This is a genomic window from Sediminibacterium sp. FW305-C-269, assembly GCF_058231045.1.
Genome location: NZ_JBIQXQ010000001.1, coordinates 280842 through 300295, shown reverse-complemented (window position 1 = coordinate 300295; position 19454 = coordinate 280842). Strand labels below are relative to the sequence as shown.

The window sequence follows — 19454 nt, the reverse complement described above, 5'->3', positions numbered from 1 at the left end:
AATTAAAAATGCAAGCAATGAAAACGCTGTCCATACTCAGGAAACTGTCCCTGGCCTTTTTACTTTTTACTTTTTACTTTTTACTTTTTTCCTGCTCTCCCAATAATGTGAAAATAGATAACAGTCTGGGTAAACTATTTGAAGAGCAGAAGCTGACAGGAACATTCGGCCTGTATGATAATGGCACGGGAGATTTCATGATCTATAACCTGGCTCGTTTTAAAGATTCAGCGTATCTGCCGGCATCCACTTTTAAGATAGTGAACGCACTGGTAGGTTTGGAAACAGGCAGGGTAGCTAACGAAAAGACCGTTTTCAAATGGGATGGTCAGGTGCGTCTATTTCCCGGGGGCGATACAGCCACCAGCTGGAACAAGGATCTCTCACTGGAAGAAGCGTTCAAGGTGTCTGCTGTTCCTTACTATCAGGAACTGGCACGCCGTATAGGAAAAGATACCATGCAGCACTGGCTGGACAGCCTTAAATATGGAAGCCGCGTGATCAAAACGCGTATCGATTCCTTCTGGCTGGATAATTCACTGAAGATCACACCAGATGAAGAAATGGGGCTGGTGAAGAAACTCTATTTCGGGCAGCTGCCTTTCCAGAAACGTACACAGGATATTGTTAAAAAGATGATGCTACAGGAAGACAATGCCAATTATAAACTGAGTTATAAATCGGGTTGGGGCTTTCTTGAGAATGGTAAATCCTTAGGCTGGATCGTAGGCTGGATCGAGGAAAACCGGCATCCTTACTTCTTTGTACTGAATGTAGAAGGGGGTCATAACGCAGACTTGAAAACTGCACGTCTCGCTATCCTGAAAGCAGCCCTCAAACAATACGGGTTCTTCGAAGGGAAACGGTAAAATAATAGCAGAAACAGAAGCCGGCAACTGGAATTGCCGGCTTTTTAATGCAACCTTTCTGCCCTATAACTGTTAGTTTTGCAGAACATAGATCAATTATGCAATTGTATTGTAATTCATTAACGGAATATAGCCGCCTGGCCACCCGCGAAGTAAAAGTGGGCGATCTGCTGCTCGGTAACTTTCATCCCATCCGGCTGCAGACCATGACCACTACCGACACGCTGAATACCCTTGCTACTGTGGAACAAAGCATCCGTTGTATCGAAGCAGGAGCAGAACTGGTCCGAATTACTGCACCCAGCCGGAACGAAGCAGAAAACCTGCTCAATATCAAGAATGAATTACGGAAACGTGGATACCATACACCCCTGGTAGCCGATATCCATTTTACTCCCAATGCTGCAGAGATTGCTGCAAGGATTGTAGAGAAAGTAAGGGTAAATCCTGGCAATTATGTAGACAAGAAGAAATTTGAACAGCTCGATTATACCGATGCGGAATACCTGGAAGAGATCGAACGCATACGCGAACGTTTTACACCACTCATCCGGATCTGTAAGGAATATGGAACCGCCATGCGTATCGGCACCAACCACGGTTCGCTGAGTGATCGTATCATGAGCAGGTATGGCGATACACCCATGGGAATGGTGGAAAGCGCCATGGAGTTCCTACGGATCGCGCGCAGCGAAACCTATCACAATATTGTGTTGAGCATGAAAGCCAGCAATCCGCAGGTGATGGTGCAAGCCTACCGCTTACTGATACAACAGATGGATACTGAATTCGGTGAATGTTATCCCCTGCATCTGGGAGTTACGGAAGCCGGAGATGGTGAAGATGGACGCGTGAAAAGTGCAGCCGGTATCGGCACTTTACTGGAAGATGGTATTGGCGATACGGTCCGTGTAAGTCTGACCGAAGATCCCGAATTCGAGATCCCAGTTTGTCGCGACCTGGTCAAACGGTATACCAACAGAAGATTGAACGCTACGAGTATTCCGGCAGTTGATAAGATACCATACAGTCCTTTTACCTATCAACGCAGGGAAAGCTTTGCTGTATCCAATATCGGAGGCAAGCAGGTTCCTGTAGTGTTGGCGGATATGAGTAAGGTGGATTCCATTACCCCTGCACATTTGCAGGGTATCGGATATACTTATGATGCAGCTACCGACAAATGGAATATCAGTGATGCAGCGGCAGATTATATCTTCACCGGTCACCAGGTACTGGATTTTGCTTTGCCCGGTACCCTGAAAGTGCTGGTATATCCTGCCACATGGGCTGCAGTAGAAGACAGAGAAAAATACTTCCCCATTTTTGAGGCGTCTGGATATGTGTCTGCTGAGCAGAAAAGTGATACACTCAACTTTGTGATGCTCGATTGTTTCAGTGATGAGACATCTATCAACGATTTCACTTATCTGGATGAGTTGGCAAATGATACAAAAGTGGTTCTCTGCTTCAGCAGTAAAAATCCCCATGCCATGCCTGCAGTACGCAGGATGTTCCTGGAGCTGATGAACCGTAAGATTCAGAATCCTGTAATATTGGTCACCGATAGCAATTGGCAGACCACCGATGAACACCTGATTCACTATTCAACCGAATGCGGCGCTTTGTTTCTGGATGGTTTTGGTGATGGTATCTGCCTGGGCATGACGCCAGATAGTTACCAAGTGCTGTCAAAGGGGAAACAGGATACCAGCGGAAGGAATTACAGCAGTAATCATTCAGCAGAACAGTTTATCAATGCAACGGCATTCACCATACTGCAGGCAACACGTACCCGTATTTCTAAAACAGAATACATCAGCTGCCCCAGTTGTGGAAGGACTCTCTTTGACCTCCAGGAAACAACTGCCAAAATCAGGAGTGTGACCCATCATCTCAAAGGCGTCAAGATCGCCATCATGGGTTGTATCGTAAATGGTCCTGGTGAAATGGCGGATGCTGATTTTGGTTATGTAGGAAGTGGTCCCGGAAAGATTACACTCTACAAAGGGAAAGACATCATGAAACGGAATATCGACAGTGAAATAGCAGTGGATGAACTCATTAACCTGTTAAAAGAAAATGATGCCTGGATAGAGCCGGTTGCCTGATCAGTAAGGGATACTTGCTGTTTGTGCAGTGGCCTGTAACAGTGCAAATACTTCTCAACTAAAATCCTCCTGGAAAATATGCAGACAGATTTTTTAGTCATAGGGTCCGGTATTGCAGGGCTAACCTATGCACTTAAGACCGCAAAGGAATTTCCCGATAAGAAGGTTACCGTTATTACCAAAACACAGGCAGACGAAACCAATACCAAATATGCGCAGGGTGGCGTAGCCGGTGTATGGGATGAAGAAAAAGACAGTTATTACAAACATATAGAAGATACGCTGGTTGCCGGCGATGGACTGTGTAATGAAAAAGTGGTAGAGATCGTTGTAAAGGAAGGGCCGGAACGTATCAAAGAGATCATTTCTTATGGAGCGGAATTTGATAAGGATGAGCAGGGTGAATACAGTCTGGGTAAGGAAGGCGGCCATAGTGAGAACCGGATCCTGCACCACAAAGATGTTACCGGAAAGGAAATAGAACGGGTCCTGTTGGATCAGATGGCTTCGGTAAAGAATATTGAACTGGTCAATCACTGTTTTGTACTGGACATTATTACGCAACACCATCTGGGCTATCTGGTAACCAAATCAACATTGGATATTACCTGTTATGGCGTATACGTATTGAACCTGCAAACGCAGCAGATCGAAAAAATTTTGGCACGTATTACTTTATTGGCAACCGGTGGTTGTGGACAAGCCTACAGAACCACCACCAATCCGCGCATCGCCACGGGTGATGGTATTGCGATGGTTTATCGTGCAAAGGGTAAGATTGAGAATATGGAATTTATCCAGTTCCATCCAACTGCTTTGTACGAGCCCGGGGTATCACCTTCTTTCCTGGTTACAGAAGCTGTTCGTGGCGATGGAGGTATCCTGCGCAACAAGAATGGAGAAGCGTTTATGGAAAGGTATGATGCACGTAAAGATCTTGCTCCCCGAGATATCGTAGCCCGAGCCATCGATAATGAAATGAAACGTACCGGTACAGAACATGTGTACCTGGATTGCAGACATATGGACCAGGCCAAATTCGTACATCACTTCCCTAACATTTATGAGAAATGTCTAAGTATTGGTATTGATGTGATGCAACAGATGATACCAGTGGCACCCGCTGCTCACTATAGCTGTGGTGGTATTAAAACAGATGAATGGGGCAGGACGTCCATTAAACATTTGTATGCCTGTGGAGAATGTGCCAGCACTGGCTTGCATGGTGCCAACCGATTGGCCAGTAACAGCCTGCTCGAAGCAATGGTATTTGGCCATCGTTGTTTCCTGGATAGTAAAAAAGAAGTGGATACCATAGCATTTGAAGAGAGGATACCCGACTGGAATGCCGCGGGCACCACAGAACCCAGTGAAATGATCCTGATCACGCAGAGTCAGAAGGAACTGCAGCAGGTGATGAGCGATTATGTGGGGATCGTCAGAACGGATATCCGTCTGGAGCGGGCTATGAAGCGGCTGGACCTGCTGTTCACTGAGACAGAAGCCCTATACCGGTCCACAAAAGTATCACCGCAATTATGTGAACTCAGGAACCTGATCACGTTAGGCTACCTGATTGTAAAAGGAGCCGAATTCAGGAAAGAGAGCCGCGGCCTGCATTACAATACAGATCATTTGGAGAAAAGTAATCTGCTGCAGAACATCATTTTATAAGAGCGGAAAATACCGACCTGGGGAATCCCATATCTTTATCCTATTCAAAGCAAGCGAATGTATTATCTGGTGTATGGCTTTTTCTTCCTGCTGTCGCTGATTCCCTGGCGGATCATGTACATCATCAGTGATGGGTTGTACCTGCTGGTATACTATGTTTTCGGCTACAGGAAACAAGTGGTGATGAAAAATCTGGGTATTGCTTTCCCTGATAAAACAGCGGCAGAACGTGTTTTGATAGCAAAAGGGTTCTATAAAAATTTCATCGACACTTTTATTGAAACCGTCAAACTGGTTTCCATCTCATCGAAGGAATTCGACAAACGGTTTGTGATCAATGCAGAAGTGCTGAACGATCTACTGCCTACAGGGCAAAGTGTACAGATACATTCAGGACATTTTTTTAATTGGGAGTTCCTGAACCTCGGTGTAGCAAAGAGCAGCAAATACCCTTTGCTGGGAATTTTTGCCGCGTTAAGCAATAAAACATTCAATAGGCTTATTACAAAAATCCGTTCTAAATACGGTACCATCCTGATCTCAACTGCTGATTTCAGAACACGTTTCCATTTGTACACAGAGAAACCCTATGTGCTGGGTCTTGTGGCAGACCAGAACCCGGTAGATCCGACCAAAGCGTACTGGGTGAAATTTTTCGGCCGAATGACACCCTTTGTGAAAGGACCGGAGAAAGGTGCTAAGAACATGAATACAGCTGTGATCATGGCAGATTTCTACAAAGTAAAAAGAGGCTATTATAAAGCTGATCTTACCCTGCTCACTACCACTCCGAAAGATACGCCCAATGGTTTTATCACCCAGTCTCTTGTGAGATTTATTGAAGATTGCATCAAAAAAAGGCCCCATAATTATTTATGGAGCCATAGAAGATGGAAATTCGAATATAATGCGGAAAAATTCGGCAAGTATGTGATTGGTGAAAAAGATTAATTCAGTACCGCTGTTTCTTTTTCTATCTCAAATTTATCAGGTAATTCAGTGATCTTTCCCCAGCCACCCACAACATTACGCAGGTTATGAATGCCCTGCCGTTTCAGCAATGATGCAGCTATCACACTCCGGTAACCACCGGCGCAATGAATATAGATATTGTGCCTGTCTTCAATGTCGGCCATACTTCCCGGATCCATCAGGTCCGTAAGTGGAATATTGATCGCATCTTTGATATGGCCATCCGCATATTCAGGGTTTTTACGGACATCCACGATCAACAAGTTGGAATCAAAAGGAATATCCATGGCCAGCTCATCCGCTTCCACATCAATCACCATATCAGTTTTTTCACCTGCAGCCTGCCAGGCAGCATAACCACCCTCCAAGTAACCTTCCATTTTATCATATCCCACACGTGCAAGACGCACAATGCTTTCTTTTTCCTTGCCGCGGTCTGTGACCAGGATCAGTTTTTTGTCGAAAGGCAATAAACTACCGGCCCATTCTGCAAACCGTCCGTCAAGACCGATACTGATGGAGCCGGGTACAAACCCTTCTGTAAAAGTGGAGGACAAGCGGGTATCCAGTATGATCACATCGTCTTGTGATGCTTTTGCTTTGAAGGCTGCTATATTCAGCGCCTGCAGACCTTTTTCTAAAACGGCATTCAGGCTTTCGTAGCCCTCCTTATTGATCATGGCATTGATCGGGAAATATTGCGGTGGTGCGGTCAACCCTTCGGTTACTACTTTGATGAATTCTTCTTTTGTTTGCGGCTGAAGTGCATAATTGGTTTTTTTCTGCTCACCAATGGTACTGGATGTTTCTGCGCCCAGGTTCTTACCACAGCTGCTTCCCGCGCCATGTGCAGGATACACGATCACATCATCTGCCAGTGGCATGATTTTTTTCCTGAGGCTTTCGAACAGCATACCCGCCAGATCATCCATGGTGATTTCGTTGGTTTTCTGCGCCAGGTCGGGGCGACCCACATCACCTACGAACAAAGTGTCACCGGTAAATACGGCATGGTTTTTCCCGTTCTCGTCTTTCAGCAGAAAACAACTGCTTTCCAGGGTATGCCCCGGAGTATGCAATACTTCGATCGTGATTTTACCCAGTGAAAATTGTTCACCGTCCCGGGCAATATGTACAGGCAGTTTGGTTACGGTATCAGGTCCATATACAATGGTAGCACCAGTTGCGGCGGCCAGGTCTAAGTGGCCACTGACAAAATCAGCGTGGAAATGGGTTTCAAAGATGTATTTGATCGTAGCCTTGCGTTCATTTGCCAGGTCGAGGTATTCCTCAATATCTCGTAAGGGGTCAATGATTGCAGCAACGCCTTCACTTTCGATGTAATAAGCCGCTTCACTTATGCAGCCGGTGTATAATTGTTTGATGAACATATTATCAGGGTTTGTGCAAAGTTATGGCAAGCTTCAGGCCAAAATGGTCAGAACATTGTTAAAGGACTACATTGACATACTGCAATCAACCTACCAGCGTTTCTACAAACTGCACTACTTCCGCCAGGCGGGTATAGTTAACAGAATAATAGATGAATTTACCGTCCCGGGATGTACTAACAATACCAGCCCTGCGCAAAATGGCGAGGTGTTGGGATGCTACGGATTGTTCCAGGCGAAGTTTTACATAAATCTCTGTAACCGTCATTTTCTGGTGCTCATCCAGTAATTTGATGATCTGCTGGCGGAGTTTGTGGTTAATTGATCTGAGAATCAATGAGGCTTTCTTGGTGTGAAGAAAGTCAACCTTAATCTGATTTTTGCCGTTAATCAGCACAACGGCTTGCAAGGTCTGGCTCATGGCAATAAAGTTGTAATTGGGGGGTGAAAAAACTATAATCGCATTATAAAGTTACGCAATTTGTTTGGGGATTCATAGTATAAATTTCGTCTATACTATTTCTCCATCGGTCAACCCTTTTTTTTCGGGTCGAAGAATTCTTTTACATATAGGGGTTCACTGTAAGCAAGGCTGGCAAATTGGCCAGAATGATAGGCAGAAAGAGCCGGAGCGGTCAGGTCTGCGGCGTTATGGAGGATGTGTGAATATGACGCATTGGGACTGTTTACCAGCTGCTTCAGCTTGAGATGTCCTGAGCCGCTGAATATAACTGGCTGATTCGCAAGGATGTCTGAAAAACAGTCTTCTTCCAGGATCAATGCATATGGGGCCTGTGTCTCAGCCAGGTCCAGGGTATACAAGGCGGTAAAGACCTCCATTCGGCGGGCATCGATCATAGGGCAAAGAAGGGTTCCGGAAGCTGGCTGGATTCGTTGTTCTTTTAGGTCGCGAAGAACCGCCCTGGCCATTACTTCCAAAGTATTTACCAGGATCAGTGGTTTTTGCAGCGCATAGGAAATGCCTTTGGCAGTAGCCAGTCCTACACGTAAGCCCGTATAACTGCCGGGGCCTGCGGTCACGGAAATAGCATCCAGCTCCTGCATGGTACACCCGTTATCGGCCAATAGCTGCTGTATGGCAGGTTGCACAAAACCGGCATGGTTCTTCTGTTCCTGGCTGGATACCATGCCAAGTATTTTTTCCTCCCGGCTTAAACAAACGCTGGCTTGTTCGGTAGCTGTATCAATATGTAGCAGTAATGGCATGTATCAGGATTAGATCAGGTAATTTCTTTGGTTAATGCAGGGGCTACCAGGTAGCGACGGCTGCTTTCGGAAAGTTTACTTAATAGTGCATGGATCCTGCCTAAACCTATCTTTTCACTCCATTCAAATGGTCCGAAGGGATAATTGGTGCCCAGTTTCATAGCAATGTCTATTTCTTTCTTACTGCTGATCTCATCGCCCAGGCCGAAATAAGCTTCGTTAATAATCATGGCAATTACACGCGCTGCGATCATACCAGGCACATCCGGCACCCACTGGTATTTCCAGCCCAGTGCCTGTATCAGCTGTTCTGCCTGTAAGGCGAAACGATTGTTTTTGCCAACTGCCATTTCCAGCAGGTCCCTTTCCAGAAAACTGTTCCAGGCATTAATACGGATGCAGTTGGCGGGGAGCTGGTTGGCTGTCGCGATCACCGCATTTACAAATACAGGTACATCAGTAATATTTGAAAAAGCTGGCCCTTCTTCTTCAAATAACAGGTCGAAATATGCAGCCACGCTGCTGTGGGCTGGCAACTCGTCCGGGGTAAGAACGTCAATGCCAGTGGGGATCCCCCTGGCAAGGAATACCTGTTTCTGCACTTCTGTGGCTTTGAGTATGATCTGCATGCGGATAGGTAAAATGCAAATTTAGGTTGGCAGGTTGATAGAAAAGCAGCAATTTGCTGCCGGTAAAACGAATCTTATGTCAAAACAGATCATTAAAACAGATAAGGCACCGGCGCCGATCGGTCCGTATAACCAGGCAGTGAAAGCAAATGGGATGCTTTTTGTCAGTGGCCAGGTGGCATTTGTACCTGAAACCGGCGAACTGGTGAGCAGTTCAGTTGCAGACGAAACCCATCAGGTAATGAAGAACCTGCAGGCCGTTCTGTCTGAAGCAAAACTGACTTTTGCCCATGTAGTGAAAACCAGTATTTTCCTGAGCGATATGTCCCTGTTTGCCCAGGTGAACGAAGTGTATGGCTCATATTTTACCGGCGATTATCCCGCCCGTGAAACGGTTGCCGTAAAGGGCTTGCCCCGCGGCGTGAATGTTGAGATCAGCGTCATCGCCGTCGTAGATCTCTGATGAATGATGAATATCGAACAAGGAATGATGAATGTTGAATTGGTTTGAAGACCCTTCATTCAACATTCATCATTCCTTGTTCGATATTCGATATTCTATAGCTGGTTCTGAAGACTTTCTGCTCATTGGGGGCCAGCATGATCAATCCCATGCCATTATTGAAATTATCCGGTGCGCCGCTTAGGTTCTCTATCGCAATACTCTGGCGATGGGCGGGAATATAAATCTGCAAGATCGGGTAACTTCTGCTGGGTTCTATGGTTAACTGTAACTGCGTATTCTTCAGCACACATTTAGGATGTTCCTTGTCTGCAGGCAATTCAAAAGAATTGTCAAGTGAAATTCCGCGTAAGGAACACCCGTTGATGAACCGGTCGTCTTTGATTTTATTACCTGTAGGAAGCAGATCTGCATTATATTCCAACTGTGTTTCGCTATCGAATTGCAGTGTGCAGTCATCCACCGCTGTACCCAATGTAAAATACGGATGCCAGCCATCAGCCATCGGAATAGCTTCGGGATTATGATGAAATACAGAAGTGGTAACGGTGAGGTGGTTATCAGCTACCAATTGCCAGTTTACCATCATAGTAAAAGCAAAGGGATAACCGGCATCTGAGCCTGGGTAATGGTATTCGAGCGTTACCGCCGCTTTTTCTGCACTGGCAAAACTATCGGTAACAGCAAATACAGCATCGTAGAGCAATCCATGGATCGCATGCTCACCCAGGTACCATTTTTCTGTTGTGTATTGTTTTCCCCTTAATTCGTAACTACCCTTGTACATGCGGCATACGAAAGGACTCAGTTTGGCACTTTTAAAGCCATTGGTAAGCTGTTTCAGCGCATCTGTGGCATTATCAAAGCCATCGATCAGGTTCTGAAATTTGCCTCCTGTAACGGGAATACGGTATGCATTCAGCATGGCTCCTAACGCATAGATCTCAGCCTGGCAACCACCCAGTTTATCGGTCAGGCGGATGATGGGGAACTCCGATTCTTTGTTTGTGCTTACTTCAAAACGCATAAAAAATATTTAGATTGGTGAAATTAGGAATATTGCATTGTAAAACAACAAGTTAAGTAAAAGCTAACACCTGTTAACCTTTGCGTTCAAACCTGTAAATTTGCTGCTTAGTTAATACAGAACCATGGCATATACACCCAAACATAAAATAAGGATCGTTACGGCTGCCAGTTTATTTGATGGACACGATGCTGCCATCAATATCATGCGCCGCATTTTACAGGCAAAGGGAGCTGAGATCATACACCTGGGACACAACCGCAGCGTGGCGGAAATTGTAGAGTGTGCCATTGAGGAAGATGCACAGGGAATTGCTATTACCAGTTACCAGGGGGGGCATGTTGAATTCTTTAAATACATGAAAGACCTGCTCGACCAGAATGGTTGCGGGCATATTAAAATATTCGGCGGTGGTGGCGGAACCATTTTGCCGGAAGAAATACGTGAGCTTCACTCGTACGGAATTACGAGGATATACAGCCCGGATGACGGCAGGCAGATGGGATTGGAAGGTATGATTGAAGATGTGATCCGCAAGTGTGATTTCAGTGTGGAAGGGAAGGGTGATTATAGCAAGCCCATGGGTCTGGATGAAGTGAAAGATGTAAGACAGGTAGCCAGGCAGATCACGATTGCAGAGAACAATCAGGAAAAGAAAAAAAACCAGAAGCAGGATACAGGCAATACCACGATCCCTGTACTCGGCATTACCGGAACCGGAGGTGCTGGTAAAAGTTCTGTTACAGATGAGATCGTTAGAAGATACCTGCACACATTTACGGATAAGACTATTGCAGTAATCTCAGTGGATCCATCCAAGAAAAAAACGGGAGGTGCATTACTGGGCGACAGGATCCGGATGAACGCGATCTCGAACGGACGTGCTTATATGCGTAGCCTAGCCACAAGAGATGATAATACGGCATTAAGCCCCCATGTACAGGATGCCATTGATATCTGTAAGAAGGCAGGGTTCGATTTTATTATCCTGGAATCTGCCGGTGTAGGCCAGAGTGATGCGTCGATACTCGATTATTGCGATGTCAGTTTATATGTGATGACGCCCGAATACGGTGCCGCATCACAACTGGAAAAGATCAATATGCTGGACTATGCTGATGTGGTCTGCATCAATAAATTTGATAAGGCGGGCGCTTTGGATGCATTACACGATGTACGCAAGCAGTTCAAACGCAATCACAATCTCTGGGATGCCAAAGATGAAACATTACCTATTGTTGGCACCATTGCCGCCCAGTTCAATGATGCAGGTGTGAATGAACTGTTCGAGAAGCTGTTTGATGCCATTGGTAAAAAAACAGGTGTGTCTTTTCAGCATATACCAGCACCAGGTAGCAGAGATATGAAGGGTGAAGCAACCTCTACTAAATCACAGATCATTCCGCCCAAACGCGTCCGTTATCTTTCAGAGATATCTGAGAACAACCGTGGCTATGATACCTGGGTGACAGAACAGGTTGCTATTGCTTCCAGGTTATATCAGATACAAGGTGTGACGGAGGTTTTGTTGCACGATGGTCCCCTTAAAAAGAAAGAAGGTGCCGATAATGCGGCGCTTGCTGAATTAAAGGCTCATTTTGAAAAACAGTTGCATCCCGAGTGTAAGGCACTCATAGAACAATGGCCTGCACTGGTAAAGAAATACGAAGCCGATTTTTTTGAATACAAGGTTCGTGATAAAGTTATTAAACAGCCCTTGACGGCGCAATCGCTCAGCGGATCAAGAATTCCTAAAGTGGTATTGCCAAAATACAAGGACTGGGGCGATATCCTGCGCTGGCAGTTGCAGGAAAACGTGCCGGGAGAGTTCCCTTATACGTCAGGCGTGTTCGAGTTGAAACGACAGGGCGAAGATCCCACGCGAATGTTTGCAGGCGAAGGCGGCCCGGAACGCACCAACAAACGTTTCCATTATGTATCGTTGGGTCAGCCGGCGATACGTTTGTCCACCGCATTCGATAGTGTTACACTCTATGGCGAAGATCCCGACCATCGGCCTGATATCTATGGAAAAGTAGGGAACAGTGGTGTTAGCGTAGCTACTCTGGATGATGCCAAAAAATTATACAGCGGTTTTGATCTCTGCGATCCCAAGACCTCGGTGAGTATGACCATTAATGGGCCGGCTCCAATATTGCTGGCATTCTTTATGAATGCTGCTATCGATCAGTTATGCGAAAAATGGATCGAAACCAATGGGCAATGGGATCAGGTACGTGAGTATACCCGTAAAAAGTATAGCCATTTGCCGGAGCCCGTTTATTATAACCCTGCATCGCCGGAACGGTTACCGGAAGGGAATAATGGATTGGGCCTCCGATTACTGGGTGTGAGCGGTAACGAGGTATTACCCAGCGATGTATATGAGAAGATCAAAGCAGAAGCCTTGTCGCAGGTGCGGGGAACCGTTCAGGCCGATATTTTAAAAGAGGACCAGGCACAGAATACCTGTATCTTTTCCACAGAATTCGCTCTGAAGCTGATGGGTGATGTGCAGTCGTATTTTATCGAGCAGAAAGTACGCAATTTTTACAGTGTCAGCATCAGCGGCTACCATATTGCCGAAGCCGGTGCTAATCCGATCACGCAGCTGGCGTTCACGTTATCGAATGGATTCACTTATGTTGAGTATTACCTCAGCCGTGGAATGCATATCGATGATTTTGCTCCCAACCTGTCTTTTTTCTTCAGTAACGGAATGGATCCGGAATATAGCGTGATCGGACGTGTGGCAAGACGCATCTGGGCCAAAGCCATGAAGTATAAATACAAGGGGAACGACCGTTCGCAGAAACTGAAATACCATATCCAGACAAGCGGACGGAGCCTGCATGCACAGGAGATCGATTTTAATGATATCCGGACCACGTTGCAGGCCTTGTATGCGATCTATGATAACTGTAATAGTCTGCATACCAATGCATACGACGAAGCCATCACCACGCCAACAGAAGAGAGTGTGCGCAGGGCTATGGCAATCCAGCTGATCATTAACCGGGAACTAGGTTCAGCTGTCACAGAGAATTTTATACAGGGAAGTTTTGCCATAGAAACGCTGACCGATCTGGTGGAAGAAGCGGTGCTTGCTGAGTTCGATCGTATCACAGAAAGGGGTGGTGTGTTGGGAGCAATGGAAAGGATGTATCAGCGCAACAAGATCCAGGAAGAAAGTCTGCATTATGAAATGTTGAAACATACGGGAGAACTCCCATTGATTGGGGTTAATACATTCCTGAATAAAAAGGGAAGTCCTACGGTATTACCCGGTGAAGTGATCCGGAGTACAACCGAAGAAAAAGAGCAGCAGATCGCAAACCTGAAAGCTTTTCAAAAACGAAATGCCGGTAAAAGTACTGAGGCATTGCAGAGGTTGAAGCAAGCTGCTATCAATAACAGCAATCTGTTTGAGGAACTGATGGAATCAGTGAAATATTGCTCTTTGGGACAGATCACGCATGCTTTGTATGAAGTAGGTGGCCAGTACCGGAGAAATATGTAAGAAGGATTTTTAGTATCTTTCCTTCGATTTGAAACTTATAAAGACTATGTACTTCAGGAAACATATACTGCTGCTGGTTTGTTCTTTTGGAATGATTGGTTTTTTGAATGCACAAGGCAGTTTTAGGCGGATCGATACTACCATGAAAGTAGGTAAAGTCGGATATCGCCTTACCTGCAGTAATAAGAATCCTGAAAAAAATACAGCATCCATTTCGCCGGTGGGTTTTGATAAGAATATGCGCGAGTTCTCATTCGAGATCAAAGGCCGGGTATCCAGGGCTGAAGTGGATGATGTGAACAGAGATGGTTACCCTGACCTGGTGTTCTATATCTACACCAACGATTCTATTCCCCGTGGTAATGTGATCGCTATCAGTTCTGAAAAAAACGAGAGTGTTGCTCCTATTTTTTTGCCGGATATTTACGATGATCCCAAATTACGGGTAGGGTACAAAGGGAATGACGAATATTTTCTGATGGAGGGTACGTTGATAAGGCGTTTCCCGGTTTACCCCGTTGAAGGTGCGCCTGCAGCACCCACCAGTGGTACTTTAATGCGACAGATACAATATATCGTGGTACCCGGCGATAGAGGTGCCAAGTTTAAACCAGCACGTAGTTACGAGTACACTAAACAATAACTTGGTTATTAATTTATTCTAATTTATTCTGGTTCTGGCCGTTTCATCCCGGTGCTTTGTACCTTTACCATTCTACAAAGAGACCGTCATGAAAAAATTATTCCCTTTTTTTATTGGTATTGGATTCTGCTTCAGCAGTCAAGCCCAAACGTTACAGCAAGTGGAAGCCAATAAGGTAACGCTCCCCAATGGATGGAGCCTGACACCTGTTGGCCGCAGTTTTCCGCTGGGTGATCTTCCCCTGAATATTGCTTTGAGCAAATCGAAAAAACTGATGGCGGTGACCAATAACGGCCAGGGTGTCCAAAGCATACAATTGATCGACCCAGTTACGGAAAAAGTGCTGGATTATGTGATTATCCCGAAAAGCTGGTATGGACTGCAATTCAGTGCAGACGAAAAAACATTGTATGCTTCTGCCGGTAATGATAACTGGATCACAGAGTATGCCATAGAGAATAAGAAACTGGTACTAAAAGACAGTATCAAACTGGGCGATAAATGGCCCAATAAAATAGCACCTGCCGGTATTGCTGTAGACGATGCGGCCCGTTTGATGTATGTAGTGACCAAAGACAACCAGTCTTTGTATATTGTTGATCTTGTTTCGAAAAAAGTGCAGCAGCAATATTCACTGGGCGGTGAAGCCTATGCCTGTGTGCTTTCACCCGACAGAAAAGAACTGTATATCAGTTGTTGGGGATGTGATAAGGTATATGTGTTTGATACCGGTAAAAAGAATGTGACCGCAGAAATCGGGGTAGGCGATAATCCGAATGAGCTCTGTCTCTCTAAAAATAGCAAGTATCTCTATGTGGCCAATTCTAATGATAATTCGGTTTCTGTAATCAATGTGACTCAGCGAAAGGTCCTGGAAGTATTAAATGCGGCACTTTACCCTGATGCGCCTAATGGATCCACTACCAACGGACTTGCTCTGTCTGATAACGAGAGGACCTTGTATATTGCCAATGCCGATAATAACTGTGTAACGGTCTTCGATGTGTCAAATCCCGGTCAAAGTAAAAGCCGCGGCTTCATTCCTGTAGGCTGGTATCCAACCAATGTTAAAGTAGCGGGTAAAAAGGTCTTTGTATCCAACGGGAAAGGTTTTTCTTCTATGGCCAATCCTTATGGGCCTAATCCGTTTATTAATCGCCAACAGGTGGTTTACCAACAGGGCGATCCCAACAAACCCATCGATGTACAGTACATTGCCGGGTTATTTAAGGGAACGATGACCGTATTAGAAGAACCTACCGATAAACAGCTTTCCATATACTCGCAGGTGGTATACCGGAATACACCATATAATAAAGTGAAAGAACTGCTGACACAGGGTGAAGAAGGGAATCCTATTCCAAGAAGAGTGGGTGACCAGGGTCCTATCAAGTATGTATTTTATGTGATAAAGGAGAATCGGACCTACGATCAGGTATTGGGCGATATCAAAGAGGGCAATGGAGACCCAAGCCTGGTTTTGTTTGGTGAGAACATCACTCCGAACCAGCATGCACTGGCCCGTGAATTCGTATTACTGGATAATTTTTATGTAGATGGAGAAGTGAGTGCTGATGGCCATAACTGGAGTACCGGAGCTTATGCAACAGACTTCCTGGAGAAAAACTGGGTGACCAGTTATGGTGGTCGTGGCGGTGGATATGATGCAGAAGGTAACCGGGCCGTAGCGAACAACAAAGGTGGTTTTATCTGGGATCATTGCAAAAGGGCCGGCGTTACCTATCGCACATACGGAGAGTTTGCGGATAATTATAAGCCCAATATTCCTTCGTTGAAAGGACATCTTTGTCCATACTTTACCGGTTATGATAATAAAGTGCAGGATACAGTCCGTTTTGGACAATGGAAGCGGGAATTTGATTCATTGTTATCGGTGAATGCTGTTCCGAGATTTAACAGTGTCCGTTTTTGTAATGATCATACAGAAGGTATGCGTAAAGGAAGGCCTACACCATATGCACATGTGGCAGATAATGATCTTGCTGTGGGTTTGTTTGTAGAGTACCTGAGCAAGAGTCCGATATGGAAAGAGACGGCTATTTTTATTCTGGAAGATGATGCGCAGAACGGTGCCGATCATGTAGACGCGCATCGCAGCACAGCGTATGTGGCGGGTGGTTTTGTAAAGAGAGGTTATGTGGATCATACCATGTACTCCACCTCATCTATGCTGCGCACGATAGAACTGATACTCGGAATTCCTCCCATGAGCCAGTATGATGCTGCTGCAACACCTATGTGGCGTTGTTTTACCGGCAAAGCAGATCTGAGGCCTTTTACCGCAAGACCGGCAACTGTAAACCTGTTGGATAAGAATACCGCTATGAATGAATGGCAAAGACGTTCCGAGAACTTTAATTTAACCAAGGAAGATGCTGTTCCTGATCTGGAGTTTAATAAAGTTTTGTGGCATGGTTTAAAAGGAGACCATGTTCCTTTCCCTGGGCCAAAGAGGGCGGCTTTCTTCAAGGCAGTGCCGAAAACGGATAAGGATAGGGACTGATTATCTTCCTGAACTGATTGCTATTTTGGTTGCGACCTTTTCAGCACCACTATCATCCCGAACCAGGATAAGGTAGATGCCGCTGGCAATTTTTTCGCCACGGTAATTTCGTCCATCCCAGATGGCTTGTCCGCCAAGTGCCCTTGTTTGGAAAACCAGGCGACCATTCATCTCAGTTATTTTAACAAGGGCATTGTTTACGAGCCCGCGAATGGCAATGCTTCCCTGATAACCTGGAGGCACAGGATTTGGGAAGACCAGTACGTTGCTGTTGGTATTGTCACCTTCTGTTGCCGTGCTTCTGAAACTGCAGATGCCGGAAATGGTTGCAATAAATACTTCACCGGTAGCAGGATCGACGGTTATTTTTTTTACGTCATTATTCAATAAAGGACTGTTCTCCTCTGTGAAACGATAAATAATCTTATCGCCATCAGGAGAGATCAGCCAAAGGCCATTTTTTGTACCGATCCATTTTCGGTCAGCACCATCTACAGCCATACTCTGAACGGTTTCGTCCCTGAACAAAAGTCCCGCAAAACGGTCAAGCTGCACAATTGGCAAAGTTGCATCGCAGCCTGTTCCGTTGAAAACCGCATCGGGACATTGAATGATACCAATGCCTTTGTCAGTGCCTACCCAGATGAACCCATTTTTGTCTTTTAGAAGACTTAAGACATTATTGCTGGGGAGATTACCGTTACCAATCCCTGACCGGTAAAATTTCCATTGATCGTCAGCAGGGTTATCAATATTTTGCCCGTGGTTAAAGCAGAACAGGCCGTTGTCTTTGGGGCTTTGTATCCAGAGTTGATCATGATCGTCAATGATGATTTGTCCAACGGCATTTTCCAGGTGTGAAAACGGGATAGAAAATGTTTGCCAGCTTCCATCGGCTTTTCTTACCTGTATATTTTTCGGTGCTCCATAATTACTGATCCATAGATTTCTATTCTGGTCAAAAGCAAGACCGCTCACGCGATAACTTGTGGGGTCGCCGATAGCTGCCTGTAAACTGCTGTTATTTTTTTTGTAGATAGCTGGAGGTTTGGATGGACTAAAATTCACCAGACCTCCACCATAACTTCCCGCCCAAAGGCTATTGTTGGAAGGTTCAATCGCCAGGCTGATAAAATCTAATACCGAATCCAGTACTGGTTCGTTATAATAACTTTTTGAACTCCATATATCCTGTTCAAAAAAATAGACACCGTTTCGGTTATATTGGTAATTCCATGCATTGTTTATGCTACCGGCTGCGGCATATAATCGGTTATTTTTTACCAGCATATCTCCTTCCGCTGGTCCCGGAGGGCCATTGGGTATGAACCGCTCTGCTCCAGGGTTGAATTTAGATAGTCCGCCAAACTGGTCTGCTACCCATACGTCATTGCCATCAATGATGGCTGACCGGGGAAAAGATATAACATTCGGCTGAGCAATCGTTTTCTCAATTTGGCCGGCCGAATTGAGAACTATTACTCTGGCATTGCCGGAAATTGTACGCTGGCAAACGAGGAGTTTGTCATTGGAAGATGAGGTGTTGGTGATAGGCCAGTTTTTATCAGCATATAACAATTGCCAATTTGTTCCATTCAGAATAAATAACGAATCATTTTTTTCGACGATTATTTTGTTATTGGTGCGCAGTACATTTTTTACTGGTCCTGTTCCCAATCCGCTCACAATGCCTGCAAGCTGCCAATTATTATAGTTGGAAGGGTTATTTGTATTGATAGATGTGGTTTTGAGCCCCTCTTCTGTAGCCGCATAAAATAAAGATCCATCACTGGCAAACGCATTTATTCCGACCTGGGAGCCATTATTACCGATGATCCATGTGTCTTTGATTTCAAATTTCCGGAGATCGGCCACGATGATTCCAAGACCACTTGACAGATAGGCCAATCCATTGTTGCAGAAAATGGAATTAATAGTTTTGTTTCCGGAGATCCTGCTTCTCTTGATATCGCTGATGTTTTTGACGATACCATCTTTCAGGATATCGAGGTTGCTGTTGTTGTAAGCAATAACCAGCTGATGGGTGGTTATGTCCCAGCCAAGGGTTTGTATACCTACATCATTAAGGCCGTTAGTTTTACTGAAATGGCCTGTTTCGTTTTTGTCTGTCACATAAAAAATGTGACTATTAGCGGAGCAGTAAATTTGATCGCCCTTGATTACCTGTGAAGTCTGTTGACTATTCAGGTGATCTCTCCATTCACCAATCGGGGGAATACTGTTTTGCGCGGAAGTCTGCAAAACAGGAAATAGCAAAAAAACACAAGTGAAAAAACAGAATCGGATGTCGGTAAAAAAGAATTGCTTACCGGTTTTGCTATTTTTTTTGTAAAGAAGAATAGTAAGCATACATGACTTTTACCGATAGTAGAGCAGCTCCCAA

The 19454-nt window shown here is 45.2% G+C and carries 14 protein-coding genes; 8 read left to right on the top strand and 6 right to left on the bottom strand.

From position 1 onward, the window contains the following. Positions 1–17 precede the first annotated feature (17 nt). The 4 genes from blaOXA (at position 18) to ACH3Y6_RS01180 (ending at position 5605) form a co-directional block, all read left to right on the top strand. Entirely contained in the window at positions 18–869 is an 852-nt protein-coding gene (gene blaOXA / locus ACH3Y6_RS01195) for a class D beta-lactamase (RefSeq protein ID WP_490833736.1), read from the top strand. Between the two features lie 98 nt (positions 870–967). After that, positions 968–2980 carry a (E)-4-hydroxy-3-methylbut-2-enyl-diphosphate synthase gene (gene ispG / locus ACH3Y6_RS01190; RefSeq protein ID WP_490833735.1) on the top strand — a complete coding sequence of 671 codons (2013 nt, stop codon included), beginning with the start codon at positions 968–970 and terminating at the stop codon, positions 2978–2980. Positions 2981–3058: 78 nt separating this feature from the next. After that, on the top strand, positions 3059–4654 hold the full coding sequence (gene nadB, locus ACH3Y6_RS01185) for an L-aspartate oxidase (protein ID WP_490833734.1): 1596 nt from the start codon (positions 3059–3061) through the stop codon (positions 4652–4654). Positions 4655–4711: 57 nt separating this feature from the next. Beyond that, positions 4712–5605, top strand: a complete 894-nt coding sequence (locus tag ACH3Y6_RS01180) for a lysophospholipid acyltransferase family protein (RefSeq protein WP_490833733.1) — start codon at positions 4712–4714, stop codon at positions 5603–5605. Here the strand turns inward: ACH3Y6_RS01180 and ACH3Y6_RS01175 are convergent. The 4 genes from ACH3Y6_RS01175 to ACH3Y6_RS01160 form a co-directional block, all read right to left on the bottom strand. Further along, positions 5602–7017 carry an MBL fold metallo-hydrolase gene (locus ACH3Y6_RS01175; RefSeq protein ID WP_490833732.1) on the bottom strand — a complete coding sequence of 472 codons (1416 nt, stop codon included), beginning with the start codon at positions 7015–7017 and terminating at the stop codon, positions 5602–5604. The two genes, ACH3Y6_RS01180 and ACH3Y6_RS01175, sit on opposite strands and share 4 nt — an antisense overlap. 85 nt (positions 7018–7102) lie before the next feature. Beyond that, complete coding sequence (locus tag ACH3Y6_RS01170) at positions 7103–7438, bottom strand: ArsR/SmtB family transcription factor (protein ID WP_490833731.1); 336 nt, start codon at positions 7436–7438, stop codon at positions 7103–7105. A 110-nt stretch (positions 7439–7548) separates the two neighbouring features. Further along, positions 7549–8244, bottom strand: a complete 696-nt coding sequence (tsaB, locus tag ACH3Y6_RS01165; protein WP_490833730.1) for a tRNA (adenosine(37)-N6)-threonylcarbamoyltransferase complex dimerization subunit type 1 TsaB — start codon at positions 8242–8244, stop codon at positions 7549–7551. A 14-nt stretch (positions 8245–8258) separates the two neighbouring features. After that, on the bottom strand, positions 8259–8873 hold the full coding sequence (locus ACH3Y6_RS01160; RefSeq protein WP_490833729.1) for a 3-hydroxyacyl-CoA dehydrogenase family protein: 615 nt from the start codon (positions 8871–8873) through the stop codon (positions 8259–8261). Positions 8874–8949: 76 nt separating this feature from the next. Here ACH3Y6_RS01160 and ACH3Y6_RS01155 point away from each other — a divergent pair, with 76 nt between their 5' ends. Beyond that, positions 8950–9336: a RidA family protein gene (locus tag ACH3Y6_RS01155; protein WP_490833728.1), complete on the top strand. Its 387-nt coding sequence runs from the start codon at positions 8950–8952 to the stop codon at positions 9334–9336. Between the two features lie 55 nt (positions 9337–9391). Here the strand turns inward: ACH3Y6_RS01155 and ACH3Y6_RS01150 are convergent, their stop codons facing one another. Beyond that, positions 9392–10363, bottom strand: coding sequence for an aldose 1-epimerase (locus ACH3Y6_RS01150; protein ID WP_490833727.1), 972 nt, complete (start codon positions 10361–10363; stop codon positions 9392–9394). 124 nt (positions 10364–10487) lie between these two features. On the opposite strand from ACH3Y6_RS01150, the gene ACH3Y6_RS01145 reads away from it, so the two are divergent. From ACH3Y6_RS01145 to ACH3Y6_RS01135, 3 genes are all read left to right on the top strand, one after another. Continuing rightward, complete coding sequence (locus tag ACH3Y6_RS01145) at positions 10488–13883, top strand: methylmalonyl-CoA mutase family protein (protein ID WP_490833726.1); 3396 nt, start codon at positions 10488–10490, stop codon at positions 13881–13883. 46 nt (positions 13884–13929) lie between these two features. Beyond that, positions 13930–14526, top strand: coding sequence for a hypothetical protein (locus ACH3Y6_RS01140; RefSeq protein WP_490833725.1), 597 nt, complete (start codon positions 13930–13932; stop codon positions 14524–14526). Positions 14527–14614: 88 nt separating this feature from the next. Then, positions 14615–17050: a bifunctional YncE family protein/alkaline phosphatase family protein gene (locus ACH3Y6_RS01135; protein ID WP_490833724.1), complete on the top strand. Its 2436-nt coding sequence runs from the start codon at positions 14615–14617 to the stop codon at positions 17048–17050. Here ACH3Y6_RS01135 and porZ read toward each other — a convergent pair whose 3' ends face one another. Beyond that, positions 17051–19420 (bottom strand): type IX secretion system anionic LPS delivery protein PorZ, encoded by a 2370-nt coding sequence (porZ, locus tag ACH3Y6_RS01130; RefSeq protein WP_490833723.1) that lies wholly within the window; start codon positions 19418–19420, stop codon positions 17051–17053. It abuts the gene before it with no gap. Positions 19421–19454: the final 34 nt, after the last annotated feature.

What these genes read in the sequence shown, in the direction of transcription:
- ispG (WP_490833735.1), top strand. Translation starts at nt 968, where the DNA reads ATGCAATTGTATTGTAATTCATTAACGGAATATAGCCGCCTGGCCACC.
- ACH3Y6_RS01140 (WP_490833725.1), top strand. Translation starts at nt 13,930, where the DNA reads ATGTACTTCAGGAAACATATACTGCTGCTGGTTTGTTCTTTTGGAATG.
- ACH3Y6_RS01175 (WP_490833732.1), bottom strand. Translation starts at nt 7,017, where the DNA reads ATGTTCATCAAACAATTATACACCGGCTGCATAAGTGAAGCGGCTTAT.
- ACH3Y6_RS01135 (WP_490833724.1), top strand. Translation starts at nt 14,615, where the DNA reads ATGAAAAAATTATTCCCTTTTTTTATTGGTATTGGATTCTGCTTCAGC.
- nadB (WP_490833734.1), top strand. Translation starts at nt 3,059, where the DNA reads ATGCAGACAGATTTTTTAGTCATAGGGTCCGGTATTGCAGGGCTAACC.
- blaOXA (WP_490833736.1), top strand. Translation starts at nt 18, where the DNA reads ATGAAAACGCTGTCCATACTCAGGAAACTGTCCCTGGCCTTTTTACTT.
- ACH3Y6_RS01160 (WP_490833729.1), bottom strand. Translation starts at nt 8,873, where the DNA reads ATGCAGATCATACTCAAAGCCACAGAAGTGCAGAAACAGGTATTCCTT.
- ACH3Y6_RS01150 (WP_490833727.1), bottom strand. Translation starts at nt 10,363, where the DNA reads ATGCGTTTTGAAGTAAGCACAAACAAAGAATCGGAGTTCCCCATCATC.
- ACH3Y6_RS01170 (WP_490833731.1), bottom strand. Translation starts at nt 7,438, where the DNA reads ATGAGCCAGACCTTGCAAGCCGTTGTGCTGATTAACGGCAAAAATCAG.
- ACH3Y6_RS01180 (WP_490833733.1), top strand. Translation starts at nt 4,712, where the DNA reads ATGTATTATCTGGTGTATGGCTTTTTCTTCCTGCTGTCGCTGATTCCC.
- ACH3Y6_RS01145 (WP_490833726.1), top strand. Translation starts at nt 10,488, where the DNA reads ATGGCATATACACCCAAACATAAAATAAGGATCGTTACGGCTGCCAGT.
- tsaB (WP_490833730.1), bottom strand. Translation starts at nt 8,244, where the DNA reads ATGCCATTACTGCTACATATTGATACAGCTACCGAACAAGCCAGCGTT.
- porZ (WP_490833723.1), bottom strand. Translation starts at nt 19,420, where the DNA reads ATGCTTACTATTCTTCTTTACAAAAAAAATAGCAAAACCGGTAAGCAA.
- ACH3Y6_RS01155 (WP_490833728.1), top strand. Translation starts at nt 8,950, where the DNA reads ATGTCAAAACAGATCATTAAAACAGATAAGGCACCGGCGCCGATCGGT.